Origin of the sequence: Janthinobacterium tructae (assembly GCF_006517255.1) — a bacterium.
Classification (GTDB): Bacteria; Pseudomonadota; Gammaproteobacteria; order Burkholderiales; family Burkholderiaceae_D; genus Janthinobacterium; species Janthinobacterium tructae.
In genome coordinates this window covers 1,251,180-1,270,685 of record NZ_CP041185.1, presented here as the reverse complement: position 1 = coordinate 1,270,685, position 19,506 = coordinate 1,251,180, and the positions used below count along the sequence as shown (strand labels likewise).

At 62.6% G+C, this 19,506-nt stretch carries 20 protein-coding genes; 11 read left to right on the top strand and 9 right to left on the bottom strand.

Annotated elements, in window-relative coordinates:
* Window positions 1–28: 28 nt before the first annotated feature.
* Complete coding sequence (locus tag FJQ89_RS05615) at window positions 29–649, bottom strand: LysE family translocator (RefSeq protein ID WP_141169403.1); 621 nt, start codon at window positions 647–649, stop codon at window positions 29–31.
* Window positions 650–818: 169 nt separating this feature from the next.
* On the opposite strand from FJQ89_RS05615, the gene FJQ89_RS05610 reads away from it, so the two are divergent.
* Window positions 819–1,712: a LysR substrate-binding domain-containing protein gene (locus FJQ89_RS05610; protein ID WP_141169402.1), complete on the top strand. Its 894-nt coding sequence runs from the start codon at window positions 819–821 to the stop codon at window positions 1,710–1,712.
* 9 nt (window positions 1,713–1,721) lie between these two features.
* Here the strand turns inward: FJQ89_RS05610 and FJQ89_RS05605 are convergent, their stop codons facing one another.
* The 6 genes from FJQ89_RS05605 to FJQ89_RS05580 form a co-directional block, all read right to left on the bottom strand.
* Window positions 1,722–2,573, bottom strand: coding sequence for an alpha/beta hydrolase (locus tag FJQ89_RS05605; RefSeq protein ID WP_141169401.1), 852 nt, complete (start codon window positions 2,571–2,573; stop codon window positions 1,722–1,724).
* 94 nt (window positions 2,574–2,667) lie between these two features.
* The gene (locus FJQ89_RS05600; RefSeq protein ID WP_141169400.1) at window positions 2,668–3,315 is read right to left on the bottom strand and encodes a hypothetical protein; all 648 of its coding nucleotides are present in this window, start codon (window positions 3,313–3,315) and stop codon (window positions 2,668–2,670) included.
* Between the two features lie 84 nt (window positions 3,316–3,399).
* On the bottom strand, window positions 3,400–3,720 hold the full coding sequence (locus FJQ89_RS05595) for a hypothetical protein (RefSeq protein WP_141169399.1): 321 nt from the start codon (window positions 3,718–3,720) through the stop codon (window positions 3,400–3,402).
* A gap of 25 nt (window positions 3,721–3,745) precedes the next feature.
* Window positions 3,746–4,435 (bottom strand): hypothetical protein, encoded by a 690-nt coding sequence (locus FJQ89_RS05590; RefSeq protein WP_141169398.1) that lies wholly within the window; start codon window positions 4,433–4,435, stop codon window positions 3,746–3,748.
* A gap of 97 nt (window positions 4,436–4,532) precedes the next feature.
* Window positions 4,533–6,203, bottom strand: coding sequence for a DUF6138 family protein (locus FJQ89_RS05585; RefSeq protein ID WP_141169397.1), 1,671 nt, complete (start codon window positions 6,201–6,203; stop codon window positions 4,533–4,535).
* A 122-nt stretch (window positions 6,204–6,325) separates the two neighbouring features.
* Window positions 6,326–6,643, bottom strand: a complete 318-nt coding sequence (locus tag FJQ89_RS05580) for a hypothetical protein (protein WP_141169396.1) — start codon at window positions 6,641–6,643, stop codon at window positions 6,326–6,328.
* Between the two features lie 158 nt (window positions 6,644–6,801).
* On the opposite strand from FJQ89_RS05580, the gene FJQ89_RS05575 reads away from it, so the two are divergent.
* Window positions 6,802–7,953 (top strand): sensor histidine kinase, encoded by a 1,152-nt coding sequence (locus FJQ89_RS05575; RefSeq protein ID WP_205704571.1) that lies wholly within the window; start codon window positions 6,802–6,804, stop codon window positions 7,951–7,953.
* A gap of 12 nt (window positions 7,954–7,965) precedes the next feature.
* The gene (locus FJQ89_RS05570; RefSeq protein ID WP_141169395.1) at window positions 7,966–8,223 is read left to right on the top strand and encodes a DUF1488 family protein; all 258 of its coding nucleotides are present in this window, start codon (window positions 7,966–7,968) and stop codon (window positions 8,221–8,223) included.
* Here the strand turns inward: FJQ89_RS05570 and FJQ89_RS05565 are convergent.
* Window positions 8,220–9,029 carry an AraC family transcriptional regulator gene (locus FJQ89_RS05565; protein WP_168208371.1) on the bottom strand — a complete coding sequence of 270 codons (810 nt, stop codon included), beginning with the start codon at window positions 9,027–9,029 and terminating at the stop codon, window positions 8,220–8,222. The two genes, FJQ89_RS05570 and FJQ89_RS05565, sit on opposite strands and share 4 nt — an antisense overlap.
* Before the next feature lie 119 nt (window positions 9,030–9,148).
* On the opposite strand from FJQ89_RS05565, the gene FJQ89_RS05560 reads away from it, so the two are divergent.
* Window positions 9,149–10,774 carry a methyl-accepting chemotaxis protein gene (locus FJQ89_RS05560; protein WP_141169393.1) on the top strand — a complete coding sequence of 542 codons (1,626 nt, stop codon included), beginning with the start codon at window positions 9,149–9,151 and terminating at the stop codon, window positions 10,772–10,774.
* 301 nt (window positions 10,775–11,075) lie between these two features.
* Complete coding sequence (locus tag FJQ89_RS05550) at window positions 11,076–11,768, top strand: DUF3334 family protein (RefSeq protein ID WP_099763664.1); 693 nt, start codon at window positions 11,076–11,078, stop codon at window positions 11,766–11,768.
* Window positions 11,769–11,877: 109 nt separating this feature from the next.
* Here FJQ89_RS05550 and FJQ89_RS05545 read toward each other — a convergent pair whose 3' ends face one another.
* A complete protein-coding gene (locus FJQ89_RS05545) occupies window positions 11,878–12,531 on the bottom strand; it encodes a hypothetical protein (protein WP_141169391.1) in 654 nt (217 codons plus the stop codon).
* Window positions 12,532–13,042: 511 nt separating this feature from the next.
* Here FJQ89_RS05545 and FJQ89_RS05540 point away from each other — a divergent pair.
* The 6 genes from FJQ89_RS05540 to FJQ89_RS05515 all read left to right on the top strand — a co-directional run bounded on the left by FJQ89_RS05540 (window position 13,043) and on the right by FJQ89_RS05515 (window position 19,477).
* Window positions 13,043–14,326, top strand: coding sequence for a sigma-54 dependent transcriptional regulator (locus FJQ89_RS05540; protein WP_243136433.1), 1,284 nt, complete (start codon window positions 13,043–13,045; stop codon window positions 14,324–14,326).
* Window positions 14,327–14,693: 367 nt separating this feature from the next.
* Window positions 14,694–16,241 (top strand): hypothetical protein, encoded by a 1,548-nt coding sequence (locus tag FJQ89_RS05535; protein ID WP_141169389.1) that lies wholly within the window; start codon window positions 14,694–14,696, stop codon window positions 16,239–16,241.
* Between the two features lie 62 nt (window positions 16,242–16,303).
* The gene (locus FJQ89_RS05530) at window positions 16,304–16,753 is read left to right on the top strand and encodes a hypothetical protein (protein WP_141169388.1); all 450 of its coding nucleotides are present in this window, start codon (window positions 16,304–16,306) and stop codon (window positions 16,751–16,753) included.
* A gap of 32 nt (window positions 16,754–16,785) precedes the next feature.
* Entirely contained in the window at window positions 16,786–17,493 is a 708-nt protein-coding gene (locus FJQ89_RS05525) for a C39 family peptidase (RefSeq protein WP_243136432.1), read from the top strand.
* 29 nt (window positions 17,494–17,522) lie between these two features.
* Entirely contained in the window at window positions 17,523–18,026 is a 504-nt protein-coding gene (locus FJQ89_RS05520) for a hypothetical protein (RefSeq protein WP_141169386.1), read from the top strand.
* A gap of 116 nt (window positions 18,027–18,142) precedes the next feature.
* Window positions 18,143–19,477 carry a GPO family capsid scaffolding protein gene (locus FJQ89_RS05515; RefSeq protein ID WP_141169385.1) on the top strand — a complete coding sequence of 445 codons (1,335 nt, stop codon included), beginning with the start codon at window positions 18,143–18,145 and terminating at the stop codon, window positions 19,475–19,477.
* The last annotated feature ends 29 nt before the right edge of the window (window positions 19,478–19,506 follow it).

Here is a 19,506-nt window from a genome sequence, read left to right as displayed (position 1 = left end):
GTGGCGTGTGCCTGAGCCGTGCGCGCCATTACAGTTTGTCCATGTTGGCGCAGGCCAGCAGCACGCCCAGCGCCATCAGCAGCGTACCGATCAGCCGGTCGAGGGTCCGCTGGTGCTTGACCATGCGCAAACGAAAGCTTGCTTGCGAGAAAAAGATGGCCACCAGGGCAAACCAGGTCAGGTGGATGGCGGACATGCACAGCCCGTAGCCGAACTGGACGCTCAATGGCGTGCCCGGCTGCACCACCTGGGTGTAGGTGCTGATGACGAACAAGGTGGTTTTCGGGTTCAGGGCATTCGTCAGGAAGCCGTTCAGCAGGATCGTGTGCCGGGGCACGCTGGCGCCGCCATGCAGGTCGATGACTAGGCCCGCGCGGTTGCTCCAGGTTTTCCAGCCGATGACGATCAGGTACACGGCGCCCACGGTCTTGATCACCGTAAACAGGGCCGGTGCACTGGCAATGATCAGTCCCACGCCAAACATCGTATAGAACACGTGCACTTGCACGCCCAGCGCGATGCCGAGCGCGGCCAGCAAGCCCGCGCGGCGTCCATGCAGATAGCTGTTGCGCGTGACCATCGCGAAATCGGGGCCGGGGACGATGGAGGCCAGCAGGGTAATCAATGCAACGGCAAGCAATGCAATCATGTATCTTCCTTGGAGAGTGGCGGCCGCATGGCAATCGGTGAGTATTCGTCGCCTGTATGGGCAAGACACTGCGCCCATGCCGTTGGCCAGAAGGCACATTGTCCGTATAATAGTGGCCGATGAAAAACGATGATATCTTGCCGATATGTGTGAGAAAAAATGACAGATCATGACTAGGCGGGCGGCACTCGGTAGCTTGCGTTTCTTCGAGGCGGCTGCCAGGCTGGGCAGTTTTGTCCAGGCGGCAGACGAGCTGCACGTGACGCACGGGGCAGTCAGCCGGCAAATCCGCCTGCTGGAAACGTCGCTGGGCACGGCCCTGTTCGAACGCCGCAACCGCGGCGTCTTCCTGACTGCACCGGGCGCGCAGTTGCGCGATGCCGTCGGGCAGGTATTCGAACGGCTCGACGCCGCCCTCGATGCGGTGCGCCAGCCGGTGCGCCCGGCGCCGCTGGTGGTGTCATGCGAGCCGACGATTGCGATGAAATGGCTGATCCCGCGCCTCGGCGACTTTTACCAGCGCCATCCGGAAGTGCCGCTGCACCTGTTCGCCTCGGGCGGGCCGGTGGCGTTCCAGCGCGACGCGGTGGACGTGGCGCTGCGGCGCAACGATTTTGCGTGGGATGCGGTACTGCATGCGGAAAAGGTGTGCGACGAATGGATCGCGCCCGTGTGCGCGCCGGCTCTGCTGGGGCAAGGCCAGCTGGATTTGTCCGCGCAACGCCTGCTGCACACGGCGTCGCGCCCGGCCGCCTGGGCGCACTGGCGCGGCGCCGGCACGGACGACGGCAGTAGTAGCCTCGGCCATGGCAACAGCCAGACCTACGAGCATTTCTATCTGAGTCTGCAAGCCGCTTGCGCCGGCCTGGGCGTGGCGATCGGTTCCGTCTTCATGGCGCGCGAAGATATCGACAGCGGGCGCCTGGTCGCGCCCCTGGGTTTCCGGCGCGACGGCAGCGGCTATTTTTTGCTGTCGCCGCTGCCGTTCGACGGCGATGCGCGCCGCACCACCTTGCTGCACTGGCTGCGCGAGCAGATGGGCCAGGCGCTGCCGAGGCCGTAGCCGTGCCGCTTATTGCGGCGCGGTAACAGGCTTGAACACGGCGCGGAACGCTTTCAAGGCGGCCGGATGGTAGATCGTGCCATGGGTTTCTTCCGGCATCTTTTCCAGATGCCATTGCAAGCCCGGCGGCGCCTGTTTTTCCAGCACCTGGGACAGGCGCTGCACTTCGACGGCGATGCCCGCTTCGCTGCTGGACGCCAGGTACAGGCTGCGCTTGCCCGGCTTGCCCTTGGCCAGCAGGGCCGCCGTCTGGCGCGGCAGGGCGCCATGGTTCCACCACAGGCTGGGGTCGAACGCCAAATAGTGGTCGAACAGCTGCGGTTCCAGCAAGTATGTTTCCACCACGAACAGGCCCGCCAGCGATTCGCCGACGATGGCCGTTTCGCCTGTCGTGCGGTAGCGCCGTTTGACTTCCGGCATCAGTTCATCGCGGATGAAGGCCCGGTAGGCTGGCGAGCCGCCCACCACGGGGGCGATCTTGCGGTCTTGCGCATTATCGGTCGGCCCCGTCAGGTCGCGCCGGCGCTGCGTGTTTTGCATGCCAACCAGCATGAAGGGGCGCATCGTGCCATTCGCCACCGACACTTGCAGCAAGCCCGCCACGTGCAAAAAGTCTTCCGCCACGCCGCCGTCCGGCATGTACAGCACAGGCAGCGGCGCATCGGGCGGCGTATCCCAGGCGCGCGCCTGGTAGACATTGATATGGCGCTGTTCCTGCAGCGCCTGCGAATCGATGCTGAAACTTTCGCCGATGACCAGCGGGGTGGCCGCGCTGGCGGCGGGCGTGGCATGGGCGAGGTGGAAGGGGCTGGACAGCAGCAGGGCGGCGGTGAGGTGCAGTGCAAGGCAAGAGCGGCGCATGATTTCCCATGATAAAGGATAAGTAAGTCGGATCGATGGCATGTACGCGTATGGACATGCCATCGGGCAATTCTATCTTATCCTTGATGCAGTCTTACTTGATCGTCAAGAGTTGCCGTTCGCGCACGATCCCCGCCTTGTCCACCGTATAGGCGACCAGCAGTGCGCCATCGTCGGCGCAGGCATGGCAGCTCTTCAGGGGCGTGGAAAACAGCAGGCGCTGGCCGCCATCATCGGTGGCCGTGCCGCCAATAAAGTCGGCGGGGGCGAACGGCGCGGCGTCCGGATGGGCGGCGGAAAACGCGCGCCAGGCCGCAGTGGCGCGGTCTTCCTCGCGCACGGCGTCCTCGTCGACGTCGATGGCGGCGCCATCGCTGCCGATCAGCAAGCTGCCTTCATTCGTGTTGGCGCGAAACGGATAGGTGACGGTGGCCAGGGCCGCCTTGCTCAGCGGGCGCCAGGCGGAGATGAAACCCGCCTTGTTCGCCCTGACCAGCATCCTGGCGGCGGCGACGGCTTGCGGGCGCGCGCCGGAGCGCTGCATGGTGCGCAGCAGGCAGACGTCGGGTGCAGTTTGGGATTGTTCGCTGCGGCAGGCCGACAGCGAGCGTTCCTGCCACACGGCGCGCGCGTCGATGGGGCCCGTCGGCTGGGATTGGGCATGGGCCGCCTGCATGGTGGCCAGAGCGGAGAGGGCAAGTGCGGCGCAGCCGGCTGCGTGGCGGGAAAAGCGTGTGGGCATGGGGAATCCTTTCAATGCGGGAAACAATGTATCGTCGCCGATTATAGAAGGAGGGCCGTGCCCGCCCGCGCACCGCAGACCCGTTCAGCGCTTCTTTGCCGCCGCCTGGCGCAGGGCCTTGGCTTCCTGCTTGTTGGGCAGGTGCGGGCGCGTGGCCAGCTCCGCCTTGACGGCGGCGATGGCGGCGCCAAACAGCTGTTCGGCCTGCTCGGCGCTGGCGCCCGCATAGTGCTGCCGGTTGGACTGGGCGGCGCGCAGCCGGCGCAGCAGCGCCAGCAGTTGCCTGCCGTGCAGGGCAGGCAAGTCTTGCGCCAGCACTTGCTCGACCACCGCGCCCTCCACATGGTCGGGGTCGAGCAGGCGCAGCAAGGCCAGGCCTGCAGGCTGCGGTATCAGGGTATCCATCCGGCCATTCTAAACGACGCCAGGATTACAGGTATTCCCAGATTTCATCGAAGGTTTCGCGCGCGAAATCGTTGCGCCAGGCTTCCGCATTCTTTTCGCGGCTGACGGCAAACACGGCGCGCCAGGTTTGCTTCGGCGAGCTGGTATAGGTGGCGGCGATCTTTTGCAGGCCGGCCTTGCATTGCTCGACCTTGCAGCCGCTCTTCGCCAGTTGCTGGGCCGCCGCCGCCCATGCCACGGGCACCTTGACGAGCTGGCATTCGAAGCTGACGGCAGCCGTCTGCATGCCGTTTTCCACGGTCACCGGGTCCGCCTTGGTGGCTAGGCAGACGGCGCCATTCTTCGCAGCGATGACGTTGGCGGCCAGCAATTCGGCGGCCGGCGTCACGGCCGCGCGCATGGCTGCCGGGAACAGGTCGGCGATCAGCTTGCCGGTTTCCGTTGGAAACTTGGCGTCCGCTTCCTTCAAGCCGCTGTACGACGCGTATTCGGCGCTTTGATGGCCCGCCAGGCGCGTTGGGCGCAGGTAGGCGTTGAGTTTGGCGACGCTGACTTCATCCTGGTTGATGATGGTTTTGATGTACAGATTGGCGACGTCCAGCGGTGCGAGTTCCACGGCGGTTTCTGCGGCGATGGCGGGCTGCGCCAGCGCCACCGCGGCGGCAAAGGCTGCGGCCAGCAGGGCGGCACGCGATGTTTCTTGTGTTTGGTGCATGTAATTTCTCCACAATTCAATGTCAGGCGCCAAAAAATGCTTTTCGGCAATTCTAGCGCCCGCATTATAAATGGTGAAAGTCATAACGTTGCGCACTTTAGGCGGCGGTCTTGCTGGCCGCTTCCAGCAAGGCCAGCAGTAGCTCCTTGCGCCGGCCGTCCGCCTTGCGCGCCAGGGTGGCCAGTTTTTCCAGCTTGCCCCAGACCGGATACAGCATGTGCTCGACCAGATAGCCTTCCAGCCCTTGCAGTTGCTGGCAGAACAGTTCCAGCTTCTCCACCTCGTCCAGTTCCGCCTGGATTTTCACCTTGGCGCTATCCGTGCAGGCGCGCAGACATGCGGCCAGCACGGGGACGGATTCGCGCGTCACGCCATGCTGCTCGGCAAAAGCCGCCGTGAACTGGTCCTGCACGCACTGGTGTTCCTCGTCGACGTTCTCCATGTAGTGCTGCACCAGGGGGAAATAGCGCGCATCGAGTAAACCCAGGCCAAACGTGGCGTAGCTGCCGGGCATGCAATTCTTTTCGCCTTCCGTGTCGGCATAGAATTCGAATTCTTCAATGGCCGCGCGCGCATAGGCTTCCAGTTGCGGCTGCAGGGAGGCATGGGCGAGGGCGTTGGCAAAGAAGCGGTGCGTGTCGGATTTGGCCAGTCCCTTGATGGGCAGATATTCCTTGGCCTTGGCCTTGAGCTTGATCTGGTAGCTTTTCGGAAAACCGTTTTGCAGCAAATGCGTGACGAACGCCAGCGCCTGCGCATACGCGTCTGGCTCTTCCCGGGCAATCGTGATGCTGATCGTGGCAAACACATCGTTGGCGCGGCATTCCAGCAGCGCATTTTTCAGGTGGATGTCGGCATCGGGGAAGGTGCCGCTGCCTTCCTGCAGCATGCGCACGGCCCGTTCGCTGCCCAGTTCGCGCGCGATTTCCAGCAACTTCAGGCCCTTGGGTTTGGCGTAGCTGGCGTCATGGCGCAAGATCATCACGGCGCCATACAGCAGCAGGTCGATCGGCTGCTGTGTCTGTGCATCGGGCGCCGCGCCCGCTTTCAGCGTGTAGTCGGTGGCGCGGTAGGCAGACAGGGCGCGGTCATAAAATTGTGGCAGGAAAACGTTTTCCGCCCATTGCGTGATGGCGCGGATGATGTCGGCGCGGTGCTCGGCCAAGGCGTCCGGCTGGCTCTTGTTCAAGGCCTGGATGCTTCCGTATTGGGCGATGCTCCAGGCCACGTCGAGCTGCGGGAACAGCTGCGGGTCGAGCAGGTGGCGCGCCAGGAAAAACGTTTCCAGCGGCTTCGTCGGATGCTTGCCATGTGTGAGCTTTTGCCCGATGTACGCGTGTATGTTTTCCAGCAAGGCCTGGCGTTTATCTTCGTTGACGTATTCCAGCAACGTCAGGTGCAGCTTGCCCTGCGCCGTCTGGAACTTGCCGCGGCAGGTGAAGCGGTAGTCGATCATCGGCGTGTCCACCAGCGGCGCCAGGCGGGCCTTGACCACGGCCGTCAGTTGTGGCACGACAAGCTCGCGCATTTGCGCATCGTCAAGGCGCGCTGCCGTGCCGGGGCGCGCGTCGTCGTCGAAGCCCAGGTCGAGATCGTCGGCGATCGCGCGCCCTGGCTTGTAGTCGAGCAGCAAGTCATTGAAGATGCCCGCTTGCAAGGTCGTGCGCCTGACGGATTGCTCCAGGTCCGTGCGCAGCAGGCGCTCATCGAACCAGGCGTGGATGGCCGCCGTCATTTCCTGTGTTACCAGCTCTACAAGAGTACTCATCAGTATCGTCGTCTTTCCTTGCCTTGCACATGACAGCGCCACCGGCTGCCGTCACGGTCATGTTTGATATAAGGCACTATTTTAGGTGGCCGGGCCTGGCCGCAACAAGGGCCGCACGGGCGTCAGGACGGGGCAGTGAGGAAGCGCACGTCGATTTCATCGGATTGCGGGCCCACGGTGATCGTGGTGTGCCAGCCGGAAGGCTTGTCGTTGCCGTCAAACAAGGCGATGCGCGTGTGGATGAACAGGACGGAATACACGCCCGATTTCATGTCGCGGTTCAAGTCCCAGTGCATCAGTTCGATTGCTTCGCCCATGCGCGGCAGATGGGCGCCCGACGGCAGCAGGATGTTCTGGTTGATGAATTGCTTGCTCGGGCCCGGCTCTTTGTGGCGCGGATCGATGTAGCGGAATGAAACGCTGGTAACGATGTTTTGCATCTGGGGCACCTGCTTAAGTTATGTATGCGATGACAATAGCACAGGGGATGGCCGCTGCGTGCGCGCAAGTATCTAGGTATGTACGGTAACAGACGGTGCTTGACGGGTCATCGCGCTAGGCTTGCTTGTTCTTAACCATTGAGATTGCCGAAAACGCCATGATGCATGTATTCCTAGCGGAAAATCGCGCGGAGCTGGAGCGCCGTTGTCGTGACAAAGTGGCCAAGCGGCCCCTGCGTTTTTCGACTGAAATACAGTTAAGGGAAGGCATACCCATCTTCCTCGATCAGCTGATCCGCACCCTGAAGGCGGAAGAGGCGGGCAAGCTGGCGCAAAGCCTGGCCATTTCCGGCCCCGCCGACGGCAGTGCGCAGGGCACGTCGGAACTGGCCGACAGCGCCAGCACGCACGGCGGGAAATTGCTGGCGCTCGGCTATTCCGTCAGCCAGGTGGTGCACGATTATGGCGACCTGTGCCAGGCTGTCAGCGATCTGGCCGTGGCGCTGGGCGAGCAATTTGCCGTCGAGGAATTCAGGACGCTGAACCGCTGCCTCGATAACGGCATTGCCGAGGCCGTGTCCGAATTTACCCAGCGGCGCGACGTGCTCATCGCCAATGAGCAGGCACTGGCACTGAGCCAGCGTATCGGCTTTTTCGCCCATGAACTGCGCAATCACCTCAGCACGGCAGGCCTGGCCGTCGCGGCGATCAAGCAGGGCGGCATGGGCGTGACGGGCGCCACTGGCGCAGTGCTCGAACGCAGCCTCGTCGGTTTGCGTACCCTGATCGACCGCTCGCTGGCTGAAGTGCGGGTGGAGGCGGGCCTGACCCTGCAACGCTCGGTATTTTCCTTGGATAATTTCATCAGTGAACTGAGCCATTCGGCCAGCCTGGAAGCGGAGTTACTGCGCTGCACCTTGATCGTCGACGAGGTTGCACCCTTGCTGCAGCTCAATGCGGACCAGGATTTGCTGCTTTCGGCAGTAGGCAACCTGCTGCAGAATGCCTTCAAATTTGGTGCGCCGAAGGGCACGGTAATGCTGCGCGCGTATGCGCACGGCGAACGGATCAGGATCGAAGTGAAGGACAATGGCGCCGGCCTGTCGCCGCAGGCTGTGGATGACATGTTTCTGCCTTTCACGCAAGGCGGCGCCAACAAGACGGGCCTGGGCTTGGGCCTGTCGATTGCCCGGCGCAGCGTGGAAGCGAATGACGGTACCTTGAGCGTGGAAAGCGCGCCTGGCCATGGCTGCGTCTTCATCATCGACTTGCCACGGCATGCCGCTGCTATGGCCAATGCCGCCACATGAACGGCGGCGGTCATGCCCTATGACATCCTGCGCGACAGCATCGCGCTCGAACCGGCGGGCGACGTCATCCGCTTTCATCTGACCGTCTTCGGCGTGGAAAAGACTTGCCGTATCAGCGTGACGGCATTGCGCAGCCTGGACCAGGGCCAGGGCGGCGACTGGCTGCTCATCTTCGACGCCCACCGCCTGCGCATCGGCCAGCGCGCCTTCGCTTATCTGAGCCGCGACCTGCGGGTCAGCAGCGTGGTCTTGCGGGCGCTCGATTTCTAGCTGTTGCCCTGTGTCAGCCAGTCGCGCGGCGACAGCCTGGTGCAAGCGCGGAAGGCACGGGTGAAAGCCGGCTGGCTGGCATAGCCCACTTCCAGCGCGACATCCTGCACCAGCCGGCCTTGCTGGAGCAGCGCCTGGGCGCGCAACATGCGCTGGCCCGTCAGGTATGCGGCCGGCGGGCAACCGATGACCGCGTGGAACTGGCGCGCGAAGCGGCTGCGCGACATGCCGCACAGGGTGGCCAGTGATGCCACCGTCCAGTGGCGCCCGGGATGGTCGCGCATGGCCGTCATGGCGTTGGCGAGGACGGCATCGGACGGGTCGAGCAGGCATGCGGCCGACATGAGATGGTTGGCCAGCGCATGGCGCAGCAGCTGGACGATCAGCACGTCGCACAAGCGGTTGAGCACCAGTTTCTGTCCCAGCCCGCCATGCTGCGCCTCGTCGAACAGCAGCTCGAGCACGCCAGCCATCGCCGGCAGTTGCGCCAGCGGCACCTGCAGGCAGGCCGGCAGGCTGTCGATCGCAGCCTCGCCGTCGCCCGCCAGATGCACGCTGGCGCATAACAGCTGCGCCGTGCCGGCACCCGTATGCAGACCATGCGCCTGCGGGCGCGGGTAGAGAATCAGCGTGGGCGCATCGACGTGCAGCCGGGTGCCGTCTGCGTGGACGAAGGTCGCCGGCCCTTCGCGCACCAGATGCAGATGGCCCCTTCCCGGCTGCGCGGGAAAGTGGTTGTTGCCGCAAAACGTTCCCTGGAAGAAGGTGTCGGCTGAGAATCCAAAGCGCAGCAATAGGGCAGACAAGCGATCCATGGAAATTATAAAAAGACGATAAGATATAAATTGTATCCCATAAGCAACAAATGTTTCCTTTTTTATCGCTATGATGGCGCCTTGATGTTTGTTCTTACTGGAGTACGAAAATGGCATTGTCCAACTTGAAGATCGGCACCCGCCTCTACCTGGCCTTTGGCGCCGTCATCGCCTTGCTGGCGATACTGGTCGCGTCTGCGCAAGCGAATTTTTCCCGCCTGGGTGAGGCCAATGGACTGAATATCCATACGTACGAGGTCATGGGCGAGGCCAATGCCTTGCTCGAAAGCCTGATCAACATCGAGACCGGCGAGCGCGGCTTTGCATTGACCGGCAAGGATAGCTCGCTGGAACCGCTGGCAAGCGGCCAGCGCGGCTTTGCCGAACACTTGCAAAAGATCCGCGCTTTGACTGCCGACAACCCTGCCCAGCTGGCGCGGCTGAAGGCATTGGAAGGTGCTCAGCAGCAATGGCTGGCGACGGCGATCAATCCCGTGATCGCCTTGCGCCGCGCGGCGGCCGTCGATGGCAGCCTCGACGCCGTGGTGGCGGCGGAGCAGGCCGGCAAGGGCAAGGCGGCCATGGATGCGATGCGTATCTTGCTCGCCGACATAGGCAAGACGGAAAGTATGTTATTAGGGCAACGCGGCCAGGAAGCGGCCGCCTTGCAGTCGCGCACGACGTGGGTCTTGCTGGGCGGCGGCGTCATCGCCGCGCTGCTGGCGTGCATGCTGGCGATCTTGCTGACCCGTAACATTACGCGCCCACTGGTCGAGGCGGTGGCGTTGGCCCAGCGCGTGGCGCAGGGCGACCTGAGCAGCGATATCGTCGTGCGTTCGCAAGATGAAACGGGTCAGCTGATGGCCGCCCTGCGCGACATGAACACGGCGCTGGTTGGCATTGTGGGCGAAGTGCGCGGCGGCACCGATACCATCGCCACTGCTTCGGCGCAGATCGCCGTCGGGACCATGGACTTGTCATCGCGCACGGAACAGCAGGCCAGTTCGCTCGAAGAAACGGCATCGTCGATGGAAGAGCTGACGGCGGCCGTCAAGCAGAATGCGGACAATGCGCTGGCGGCGCGCTCGCTGGCGTCGGCGGCGTCCAGCGTGGCTGTCAAGGGCGGCGCGGTGGTATCCGAAGTGGTGCAGACCATGGGCTCGATCAATGATTCCTCACGCAAGATTGCCGATATCATCGGCGTGATCGACGGCATCGCCTTCCAGACGAATATCCTGGCCCTGAATGCCGCCGTGGAGGCTGCCCGCGCGGGCGAACAGGGACGCGGTTTTGCCGTGGTGGCCACGGAAGTGCGCAACCTGGCCCAGCGTTCGGCCAGCGCCGCCAAGGAAATCAAGGGTTTGATCGATGATTCCGTGGAGAAGGTGGGCGCGGGCAGTAAGCTGGTCGATCAGGCCGGTGCCACCATGCAGGAGGTGGTCGATAGCGTCCAGCGCCTGAGCGCCATCATCGGCGAGATCACGGATGCGAGCGAAGAGCAGCGCCTCGGCATCGAGCAGGTGAATGAAGCCATCAGTCAGATGGACCAGGTGACGCAGCAAAATGCGGCCCTGGTCGAAGAGGCGGCGGCCGCGGCCAATGCCATGCAGGATCAGGCGGCGCAGCTGTCGCACGCGGTGCAAGTGTTCCGCCTGAAGGACGCGCCACCGGCCACGCAGGCCGGTGCGGCAGGGGCAGCCGGGCATCGGCCCCTGGCCTTGACCATGCGCGGCTAGGCACCCGTAGCGTGGCGCCGCAGGCGGCGGCGCATGACATTTCCGCACAGATCGTCAAGTAAATGCAGGTATGGCTGGACGGAAATGTTACATCTGGGTATTCTGCGCATCTGATACTTATTTCTATACAGAAAAAAGTAAGAGGGCGGTTCGTGCTGGCGGCAACGCGGCTCGCACGGTCAGGCAAGGTCAGGCATGCAAAGGTGAAGTCGTCCGCTTGCTGAGCGAAACGGTCATATTTCGGCTCGCGACGGGCAGGGAAACAGTGCTGTCATCTTTAAAATAGTAGGAGAGGTTGCTCATGGATGCAGAAAAGGATGTTGTGTACGGTACAGAAGATTTGTTGATGAGTTTGTGCAACTCGGTGGTTCGGGTGCTCAACGTTGCAACGCAAAGCAGAGTCAATTATTCAGGCATGGTGCAGCGCATTACCAAGACCGGCCTGAAGCCGGACATCGGTTGCTTCGTGATGTTCGATGGTGGTTTCACGGGTCTGGTGGTGCTCAATTTTGCCGCCGATACGGCGATGGAAATCTACGAGCGCTACATGTTGCACATGGGTATGCCGAAGTCGGAACTGGCCAATTTCTACACGTCGGACGAAGTGTCGAACATCATGGGCGAACTGATGAACCAGATCGTGGGCGACTTCACGGGCAAGGTGCGGCGCGAATTGCAAACGAACATCACCCAGAGCCAGCCGAAGATGCTGGTGCTGAACAAGCAGGTGATGCTCAGTGTAGACACGCCGCTGGACCGCCCGGAAATGCGTCGCGTCACCTTCTACACGGAAAAGAACAACATTTTCTATCTGGAACTGGCGATCGACCGTACCGAGTTCATCAAGCTGCACGATTTCGATTCGCGCGAAGTCGATGCCGACTCGCTGATGGATACGGAATACGCGAACCGCGAACGCGGCGCTGCCCCGGCGCCTGCAGTGGAACCGGAAGACGACGACAACGCCGACCTGCTCAAGTCGCTGGGCATGTAAGCAGCGGTGTCTGAACGTGGCCGGCGGCATCTTTGCCGCCGGCCACTGCCGTTTACAGCCGACAAGGCTTTGCTCCGGGCGCGTCCCTGCAAGATAACTTCCCCTGTTGTTATGGCAACGTCAATGTTTCCATGCGGCGCATGCCGACCATGCCGCTCTGCTGGCTGTCATCGAGCGACCAGTACTCGAGCGCATACACATAACTGCCATCGATGATGGTCAGCGTTTCCTTCTGGCGGCCGTTGGGCGCCTTGTAATACAGGCGCCGCGCGGGCTTGCCATCCATGGTCTGGTTGAATGACTGCGGCGAAATCGTGACGCGCTTGCCAGACTTGCCCGCCATCGACATCGCCGTGATCGTCACATAGGCCCTGTCCGGGCAGCGCGCCAGCAGGTGCGCGCCGCTCAGCACGGTGGGCTGCGTTTGCTCCAGCGGGTAGCCAAATGCCTGCACGCCGACGATATCCATGCATTGCATCTGCTGCGCCAGGGCCGTCAGCGCGGCCGGGTCGAGCGCGCTGCTCAAGTGTTTTTCGGCGGCCTGCGCCTGTCCCAGCGCCCAGCGGCGCTCCAGCTCGGCCAGCGAAATGTCGCTGGGCACGGGCAGCGGCGCGGGAGCATCGGGATCGGCGGCGCTGGACGTTTCCGCCTGCATGCGCGCGGCGACAGAGTGGCTGCGCCCGGCTTGCTCAAGCGGGGCGGCAGCCAGGGCCGTGTTGGTCAAGACGGCGATGGCCAGCATCAAAGCATGTTTTGTCGGCATGGGATCTCGTGGAGGTGCATCTTGCTTGATAAGAAAGATGTCGAACGGCTTAGCCGCACCTTTGATGACTGTGGAAAATTCAGTGTGGCAGAAGATACAAACTCTCTATAAAAGAAAGTATTTTTTAGTAGCGCAGTGATATACATCAATAAGATTGTCACACATATACACAAATCTCGCTACCCTGCCTGAGGGCTGTTCCATCGCGGGTGTTTCTTTGCCACTCCTTATCTTAAGTCATTGATTGTTAAGGCTTCCATTTACTGCAGTCAGGTGGCAGTGATGGTGTCGCATCCGCAGTAGTCTGCTCATCGGCTTTTATCATTCCGGAAAGCAAGACAGGCTTGCATGAGTGCGACAGCCTATCTGGCTGCCCGGCAGGGCGCTTCTTCTTGCGCGACGCGGTGGCGTGATGTTTTCTGATGATCACAGTCAATTTGGAGGCTGGATGTTGAAACGACAGTTATTGTGTATCGATTTGAGTGGCAATGGTTTGCTGCATGAGGCAGACATGCGGCAGTTTGGGGTGGCATGGGAAGGCTGGAAAGTCTGCAGCGTGACCGGCCTGGCGGCTGCGGCACGCGCGCTGCGCACGCAGGCTTTTCCGGTTGGTATCCTGATTTCGCCGCTCGACGGACTGGGAGAAATCGACAGTTTCTTGCATCAGCACTGGGAGATGCAATGGGTGGGCATTTTCCCATCACGCGCCTTGCAGACGGCCGCATGCCGGCGCCTGGTCCGCGACCATTGCTATGATTATCACACTTTGCCTGTCGATATGCTGCGCCTGCGGCATACCTTGGGCCATGCCTATGGCTACGCCTCTTTGCGCGAGATGCCGGACGTGCCTCTGTGTGCGCTGGAACAGGCCGATATGTCGCTCAAGGGCAGTGGCGTCGCCATTGGCCGTCTGCGGCACCAGATCCTGAAGGTTGCCGGTGTCAGCGCGCCGGTGCTGATCTGGGGCGAGTCGGGTAGCGGCAAGGAGTTGACAGCGCAAGCCATACACGTCCATTCCGCGCGCGCGGCAGGTCCATTTGTGCCCATCAACTGCGGCGCGATTCCGGCTGGCCTGGCGCAATCGGAGTTGTTCGGCCATCAACGGGGCGCATTCACGGGAGCCACCTGCGACAAGCGGGGCCTGATCGAGTCGGCGGCCGGAGGCACGGTATTTCTCGACGAAATAGGCGACCTGCCACTCTCCTTGCAAACCAATTTGCTGCGCTTTCTGCAGGAAAAAACGATTTACCGTGTCGGCGCCACGCACAGTACTCCGGTCGACGTGCGCGTCATTGCAGCCTCGCATGTCAATTTGCTGGAGGCGGTGAAGCAAGGGACGTTTCGGGAAGATTTGTACTACCGGCTCAACGTGCTGGCGCTCGATGTGCCTCCCTTGCGCGAACGGAGGGAAGACTTGATGTTGCTGGCAAACCATTTTTTTGCCACCTATGTATCGGAACGGGCGCCGCTGGTGCGCGGCTTCAGCAACGCCGCCGTCGAAGCGATCTGCAGCCATAGCTGGCCGGGCAATGTGCGCGAATTGATCAACCGGGTGCGGCGCGCCATGGTGATGGCGGAAGGCAGGGCGATCCTGCCGGAGGACCTGGGCCTGTCAGTTGCGCACGCGCCGGGCGCCGATGTCGCACTCGGCAGTATTCGCTGGCGTGCGGACCGTGACGCCGTGCAGGCCAGCCTGGCCAGTGCCGGCAGCAATATCAGCAAGGCGGCACGCGACCTGGGCGTGTCGCGCATGACGCTGTACCGGATGATCAAGAAGCTCAATATTGAATGTTGAACCTGGCGCCCAAGAGGAAGTCCTTTGCCCTGCGTGCGGATAGTCGCAGCTGTAACGGTGTAACAGCATTGAGACAGGCGCGGGAGCGGCATGGCATCTTGCAAGTGCTTGATTTTGCGCAGATATCTCTATTTTGGCAAGCCGTGACGGAAAAGCCGGTGGCGCACGACTGTGACAGTTTTCCGTGTTTTGTTTGCCAAGTTTCCGAGGGGAATGCCATGCAAGCCGAAGAGCATCGAATAAGGCTTTGTAATTCAATGACTTGGCCAAATTTTTTATTGCTGGCACTAAATTTGCAGTGTAGCTGTGGACCCGACGCTTTTGTCTGGTGCCAGCATCCTGATTAACTTTTAAAGAGGAAACTGCAATGAAAAAAACTCTCATCGTGGCAGCGATCGCGCTGGCCTTCGGATTCAGCGCTCATGCCCAGAACAGTGGCTCGACCAAGGTCGACGATGTCAATGGCAACAATACCCAGACGGCGAGCAACACCACGACACAGTCTGGTTCCGGACCCGGGGCGAGCGCGCATTCCAGCGCCTCGCAAGACAATAACTCGGACCAGAATAACGACAAGAGCACGGGGCAAAACAATAGCAGCGGCAACGCGAAAGCCACGGCGCTGGGCGCATCTGCGGCAAATAATGGCGGTACCAGCACCAGTAACGTGGCAAATGCCTTCAATACATCGACGGCGACGGCAGCGAGCACCCTGAGTGGCGCGGTGTCGGGCAACAAGGTCAGTGATATCGGCAATGTCGCCACCAATAATGGCAATACCAACGGTGGCACTGGCAAGGGGGGCATAGGCGGCAGCGCACAGGGGGGCGATGCCTATGGCAAGGGCGGCTCGGGCGGCGCGGCCATCGGTGGCGACGGCGCATCGGGTGCGAAAGGGGGCAGCGCCAGGAATGGCAGTGCCATCAATGGCGCGGCGATGGTGGGGGATAGCACTGCCGGGGCCGGTGGCGCGGGCGGACTGGCCAAGAACGCCAGCAGCGGGGACGCTGGCGCTGGCGGCAAGGGTGGTGCAGGTGGTCGTGGTGCTGCCGGCGGCGATGTCTATGGCGGCAACGGTGGCAAGGGCGGCCTGGCTGGTGCGGCCAAGGGCGGCTCCGGCGGCGATACTGGTCGCACGACAGGCGGTAACGGTGGCGATAGCGGCAAAGCCTTCGGCGGTCCAGGCGGCGATGGCGGCAACACCCACAGTGCCGCTGGCGGCTCCGGCGGTAGCGGCAGTACCGGTAGCCTGGCCAAGAACTTCGGTAGTGGTGCCGCCACAGCCAACGGTGGTGCGGCGACGGGCGGTGCCGGCGGTGCCGGTGGCACCAATACCGGTGGCGCGGGGGCCGCAGGCGGTGCCGGTAGCTCCGGTGCCGGTGGTGCTGGCGCCGCGTTGACGAGCACGGGCGGCGCCGGGGCCGCTGCAACTGGTGGTACCGGTGGTGCCGGTGGCGCCGGCGCGGGCGGCACCAGCACGGGCGGCAATGGTGCCGCTGGTGCTGCGGGCGGCAATGGCGGCAGCAGCGGGATGGCGCAAAACACGGGTGGCGCCGGTGCGGCTGGCGGCAGTTCGAGCAATGGCAGCGCCAGCAATGGCTCGCCATCAAACGGCAGCGCCATTGCTGGCGCTGGCGGTGCTGGCGGTGCTGGCGGTGGCAGCAATAGTGGTGGCGCCGCCGGTAGCGGTGGCACCAACACGGGCGGCGCGGCAACCGGCGGTTCCGGCGCGGGCGGCTCGGGTGGTGCCGGCGGTGCGGTGGCCGTCAATGCCGGTGCGTTCGATATGTCCAACACCATGAGCGGTACCGCGCAGTCGGCGGCAGGCTTGCTGGTCATCAGCCAGAACAGCGGCATCTCTTCGCTGATACAGCAAAGTGTGACGGTGCAGGCCAATCTGGCAGTGGGACACTAGGCTGCTTGTCAGTCTAGTGTCAGGCTCCGCCGTGGCAATGCCGCGGCGGAGCATCGCAAGTCATGAACAAGGGGATGAGCATGCGCCTTTTTTTTCATTCGATATGCTGTGCCAGCCTGGCCTGTCTTTCCACAGGTGCCATGGCTGGACAGGAAGCAAGGGCGCTGCCCTTGCTTGCCGGGCCAGAGTTGAGTCTGCCGATTGCTGCTCCGACCACGGCGCTGACCGCGCTGATGCCGTTGACGGTCGATGGGATTTTTGCGGGGGGGCTTGGCCGGGCCGCTGGCGCATCCGCCCTGGACCAGGCGCGTGGCGGCACCGAGACGGTTAGCAATGAAGCGCGGCTGAGTGGCTTTGTCACTGGCAACTCGGCCAGCTACGTCAGTACGGGCGCCAACACGATCGATGGCGCCGCATTTGCCAACGCTTCCGGCATCCCGATCGTCATTCAGAATTCGGGCGCCAATGTGCTGATCCAGAACGCCACCATCATCAATTTGCAGTTGCGCTAGGCATGGCCACGCCCAGCACATGCTCGTTGCTCATGCTATGCCTGCCCTTGCTGGGCGGCGTGGCATCCCCAGGCGCCAGCGCGGCCGATATCGGTGCCTTTGGCACGCGCTTCGAGGTGCCGCTGGTGAGCATGCGCGAAGCGCGTTTCCAGCGCACCTTGCACCAGCAATACGACTTCAGTTGCGGTTCCGCCGCGGTGGCCACCTTGCTGACCCATCATTATGCCGATCCAGTGACGGAAGAGTTTGTTTTTGAGCAAATGTACCAGCAAGGTGATCAGCAAAAGATACGCAAAGAGGGATTTTCCTTGCTTGATATCAAGCGTTTTCTTGCCAGTCGTGGCTTTTTGGCCGACGGGTTTCAGTTGCCGCTGGATAAGTTGGCAGAGGCGGGCTTTCCCGCCATCGTGCTGGTGGCCGAGCAAGGCTACCGGCATTTTGTCGTGGTCAAGGGGCTGGGCCAGAGCCGCGTGCTGATCGGCGATCCGGCCGGCGGCACGCGGGCCATGCCGCGCGCCAGTTTCGAGGCGATCTGGCAGGGCCGTTTGCTGTTCGTGATCCATGGACGCGTGACGCCGTCCGCACCTGGCCCGGTGGCGACCGAGGGGGCAATGCAGGCGGCCCGCTTCAATGATGCCGATGACTGGCGCGCGGCGCCGCAAGCGCCACTGGGACTGGCGATCAGCCGCAGCGGGCTCGATCAGCTCACCATGCCGAAGAATGACGGCGGGAATTTTTAATGGCGGGCAAACGCCACGCTGGAGGATATATGCACAAGAAAGAGCGGTTTGCCGCTGCCAGCCTGGCGTGCCTGCTTGCTGCCGCGCAGAATGCCGGCGCCGAGCCGCCAACAGCGGGCTGGACGCCGGTCAGCGAGGAAACGCTGGAGCAGGCACGGGGCGGTTTCGACATGCCAGGTGGCTTGAGCCTGTCGTTGGGGATAGAGCGCCTGGTCAGCGTCAATGGCAGCGTGGTATCGAGCGTGGCGTTCACGATTGCCGACTTGGCGCACCTGAGCGTCGAGGAAGCGAATCTGGCGCGTACGGCAGTCGCCTCGATGACTGTCCTGCAGAACGGCGCCGGCAACGTGTTTTCGCCAGGCCCGATGGCGCAAACGATGGCCGGCACCGTGATCCAGAACAGCTTGAATGACCAGGTCTTGCGTACCCAGACGATCATCAATAGCAGCGTGAACAGTCTGCAATTGCTGAAGCTGGCGAACTTCCAGGACACCTTGCAAAATGCACTGGGCAGTGTTGCAGGTCCCAGATAGGGTTTTCAGCAAGCCGCCCGGATTCCCCTGGCGGCATCGTGCAGTAGCACCGGGTCATTGCGGTTGGGCTGCCAGGGCCGGCTACTGATAGGCAGGGCTTGTCATCGGGAGAGACTATGCGGCATCTTTACTTATTGCGATTTGGTACGGCAGGTGTGTCGGCTATCCTGCTGTGTGCAGCCGTTCAGGCCCAGCAAGCGCCGGGCGCCAGCCAGGACGATCTGGCGGCGCAGCTGGAAAGCCTGAAAGCGCAATTGGCCGAACAGCGGCACCTGCTGGAGGCGCTGCGCGCATCGATGCATGAACAGCAGCGCCGCATCGATGTGCTGCAGGGCAATGAACCTGTCGACAATAACCGCCTGGCCCGGCAGCGGGGCACGGGTTTGCGGGCGGCGTACTTGTCGCTGGCGGACATCCAGGACGCCGGCTCCGCGCCACAGGCGCCACCGCCGACGCCCCAGCCGGTGGGGCAGGCGCCAAGCCCGCCTGTCCGGCCGCCCGAAGTGGCTCCCCTGTTCGAACAGCCCGGCGTGCTGACGCCCAAGGGACGCTACGTGCTGGAACCGTCGATGCAATTCGGTTACTCGTCCAGCAATCGGGTCGCCCTGGTCGGCTACACCATTATTCCCGCCTTGCTGATCGGCTTGATCGATGTGCGCGAAGTCAAGCGCAATACCCTGACCGGCGCACTGACCGTGCGCACCGGCTTGAGCAACCGTCTTGAAGTCGAAGCCAGGGTGCCATATGTCTATCGCTCCGATGCCACCGTCAGTCGCGAACTGTTTACCGGCACGGCCTCGGAGCGGGTGTTCGACACCAGTGGCCGCGCCTTGGGCGATGTCGAGGTGGCCGCCCGCTACCAACTGAACAATGGCGGCGCCGACAAGCCATACTACGTGGCCGGCCTGCGCTTCAAGTCGCGCACAGGACGCGATCCGTTCGAGGTCATCACGGACTGTACGCAGCGCTGCGTGGGCGAGAACGCGACCGGGACGGGCTTGCCGTTGGACTTGCCCACCGGCTCCGGTTTCTATTCACTGCAGCCCAGCCTGACCTGGCTGTTTCCCTCCGATCCAGCCGTATTCTTTGGCAGCATCAGCTACCTGCACGGCTTCAAGCGCACTGATGTGAGCCGGTTGGTGCTCAATGGCGTGCGCGAACCGCTCGGCACCATCGAGCCAGGGAAGATTTTCGGCGTGAATTTCGGCATCGGTCTGGCGCTGAATGAAAAGGCCTCGCTCAGTCTGGGCTACGATCACAGCAGCGTTGGACGCACGCGTCAAAATGGCATGACCGTGCCCGGTTCCGTGCGTACGCAGCTGGGTACCCTGCTGATGGGGTTTTCGTATCGCCTTGGCAAGGACCGGAGCTTGAATGTGTCGGTGGGCGCCGGTCTGACGCGCGATACGCCCGATGTTTCCATCTCGGTCAGGTTGCCGATGACCTTCTGATCGGGGGGGGGCGGGCAGGGTAGCCCCCG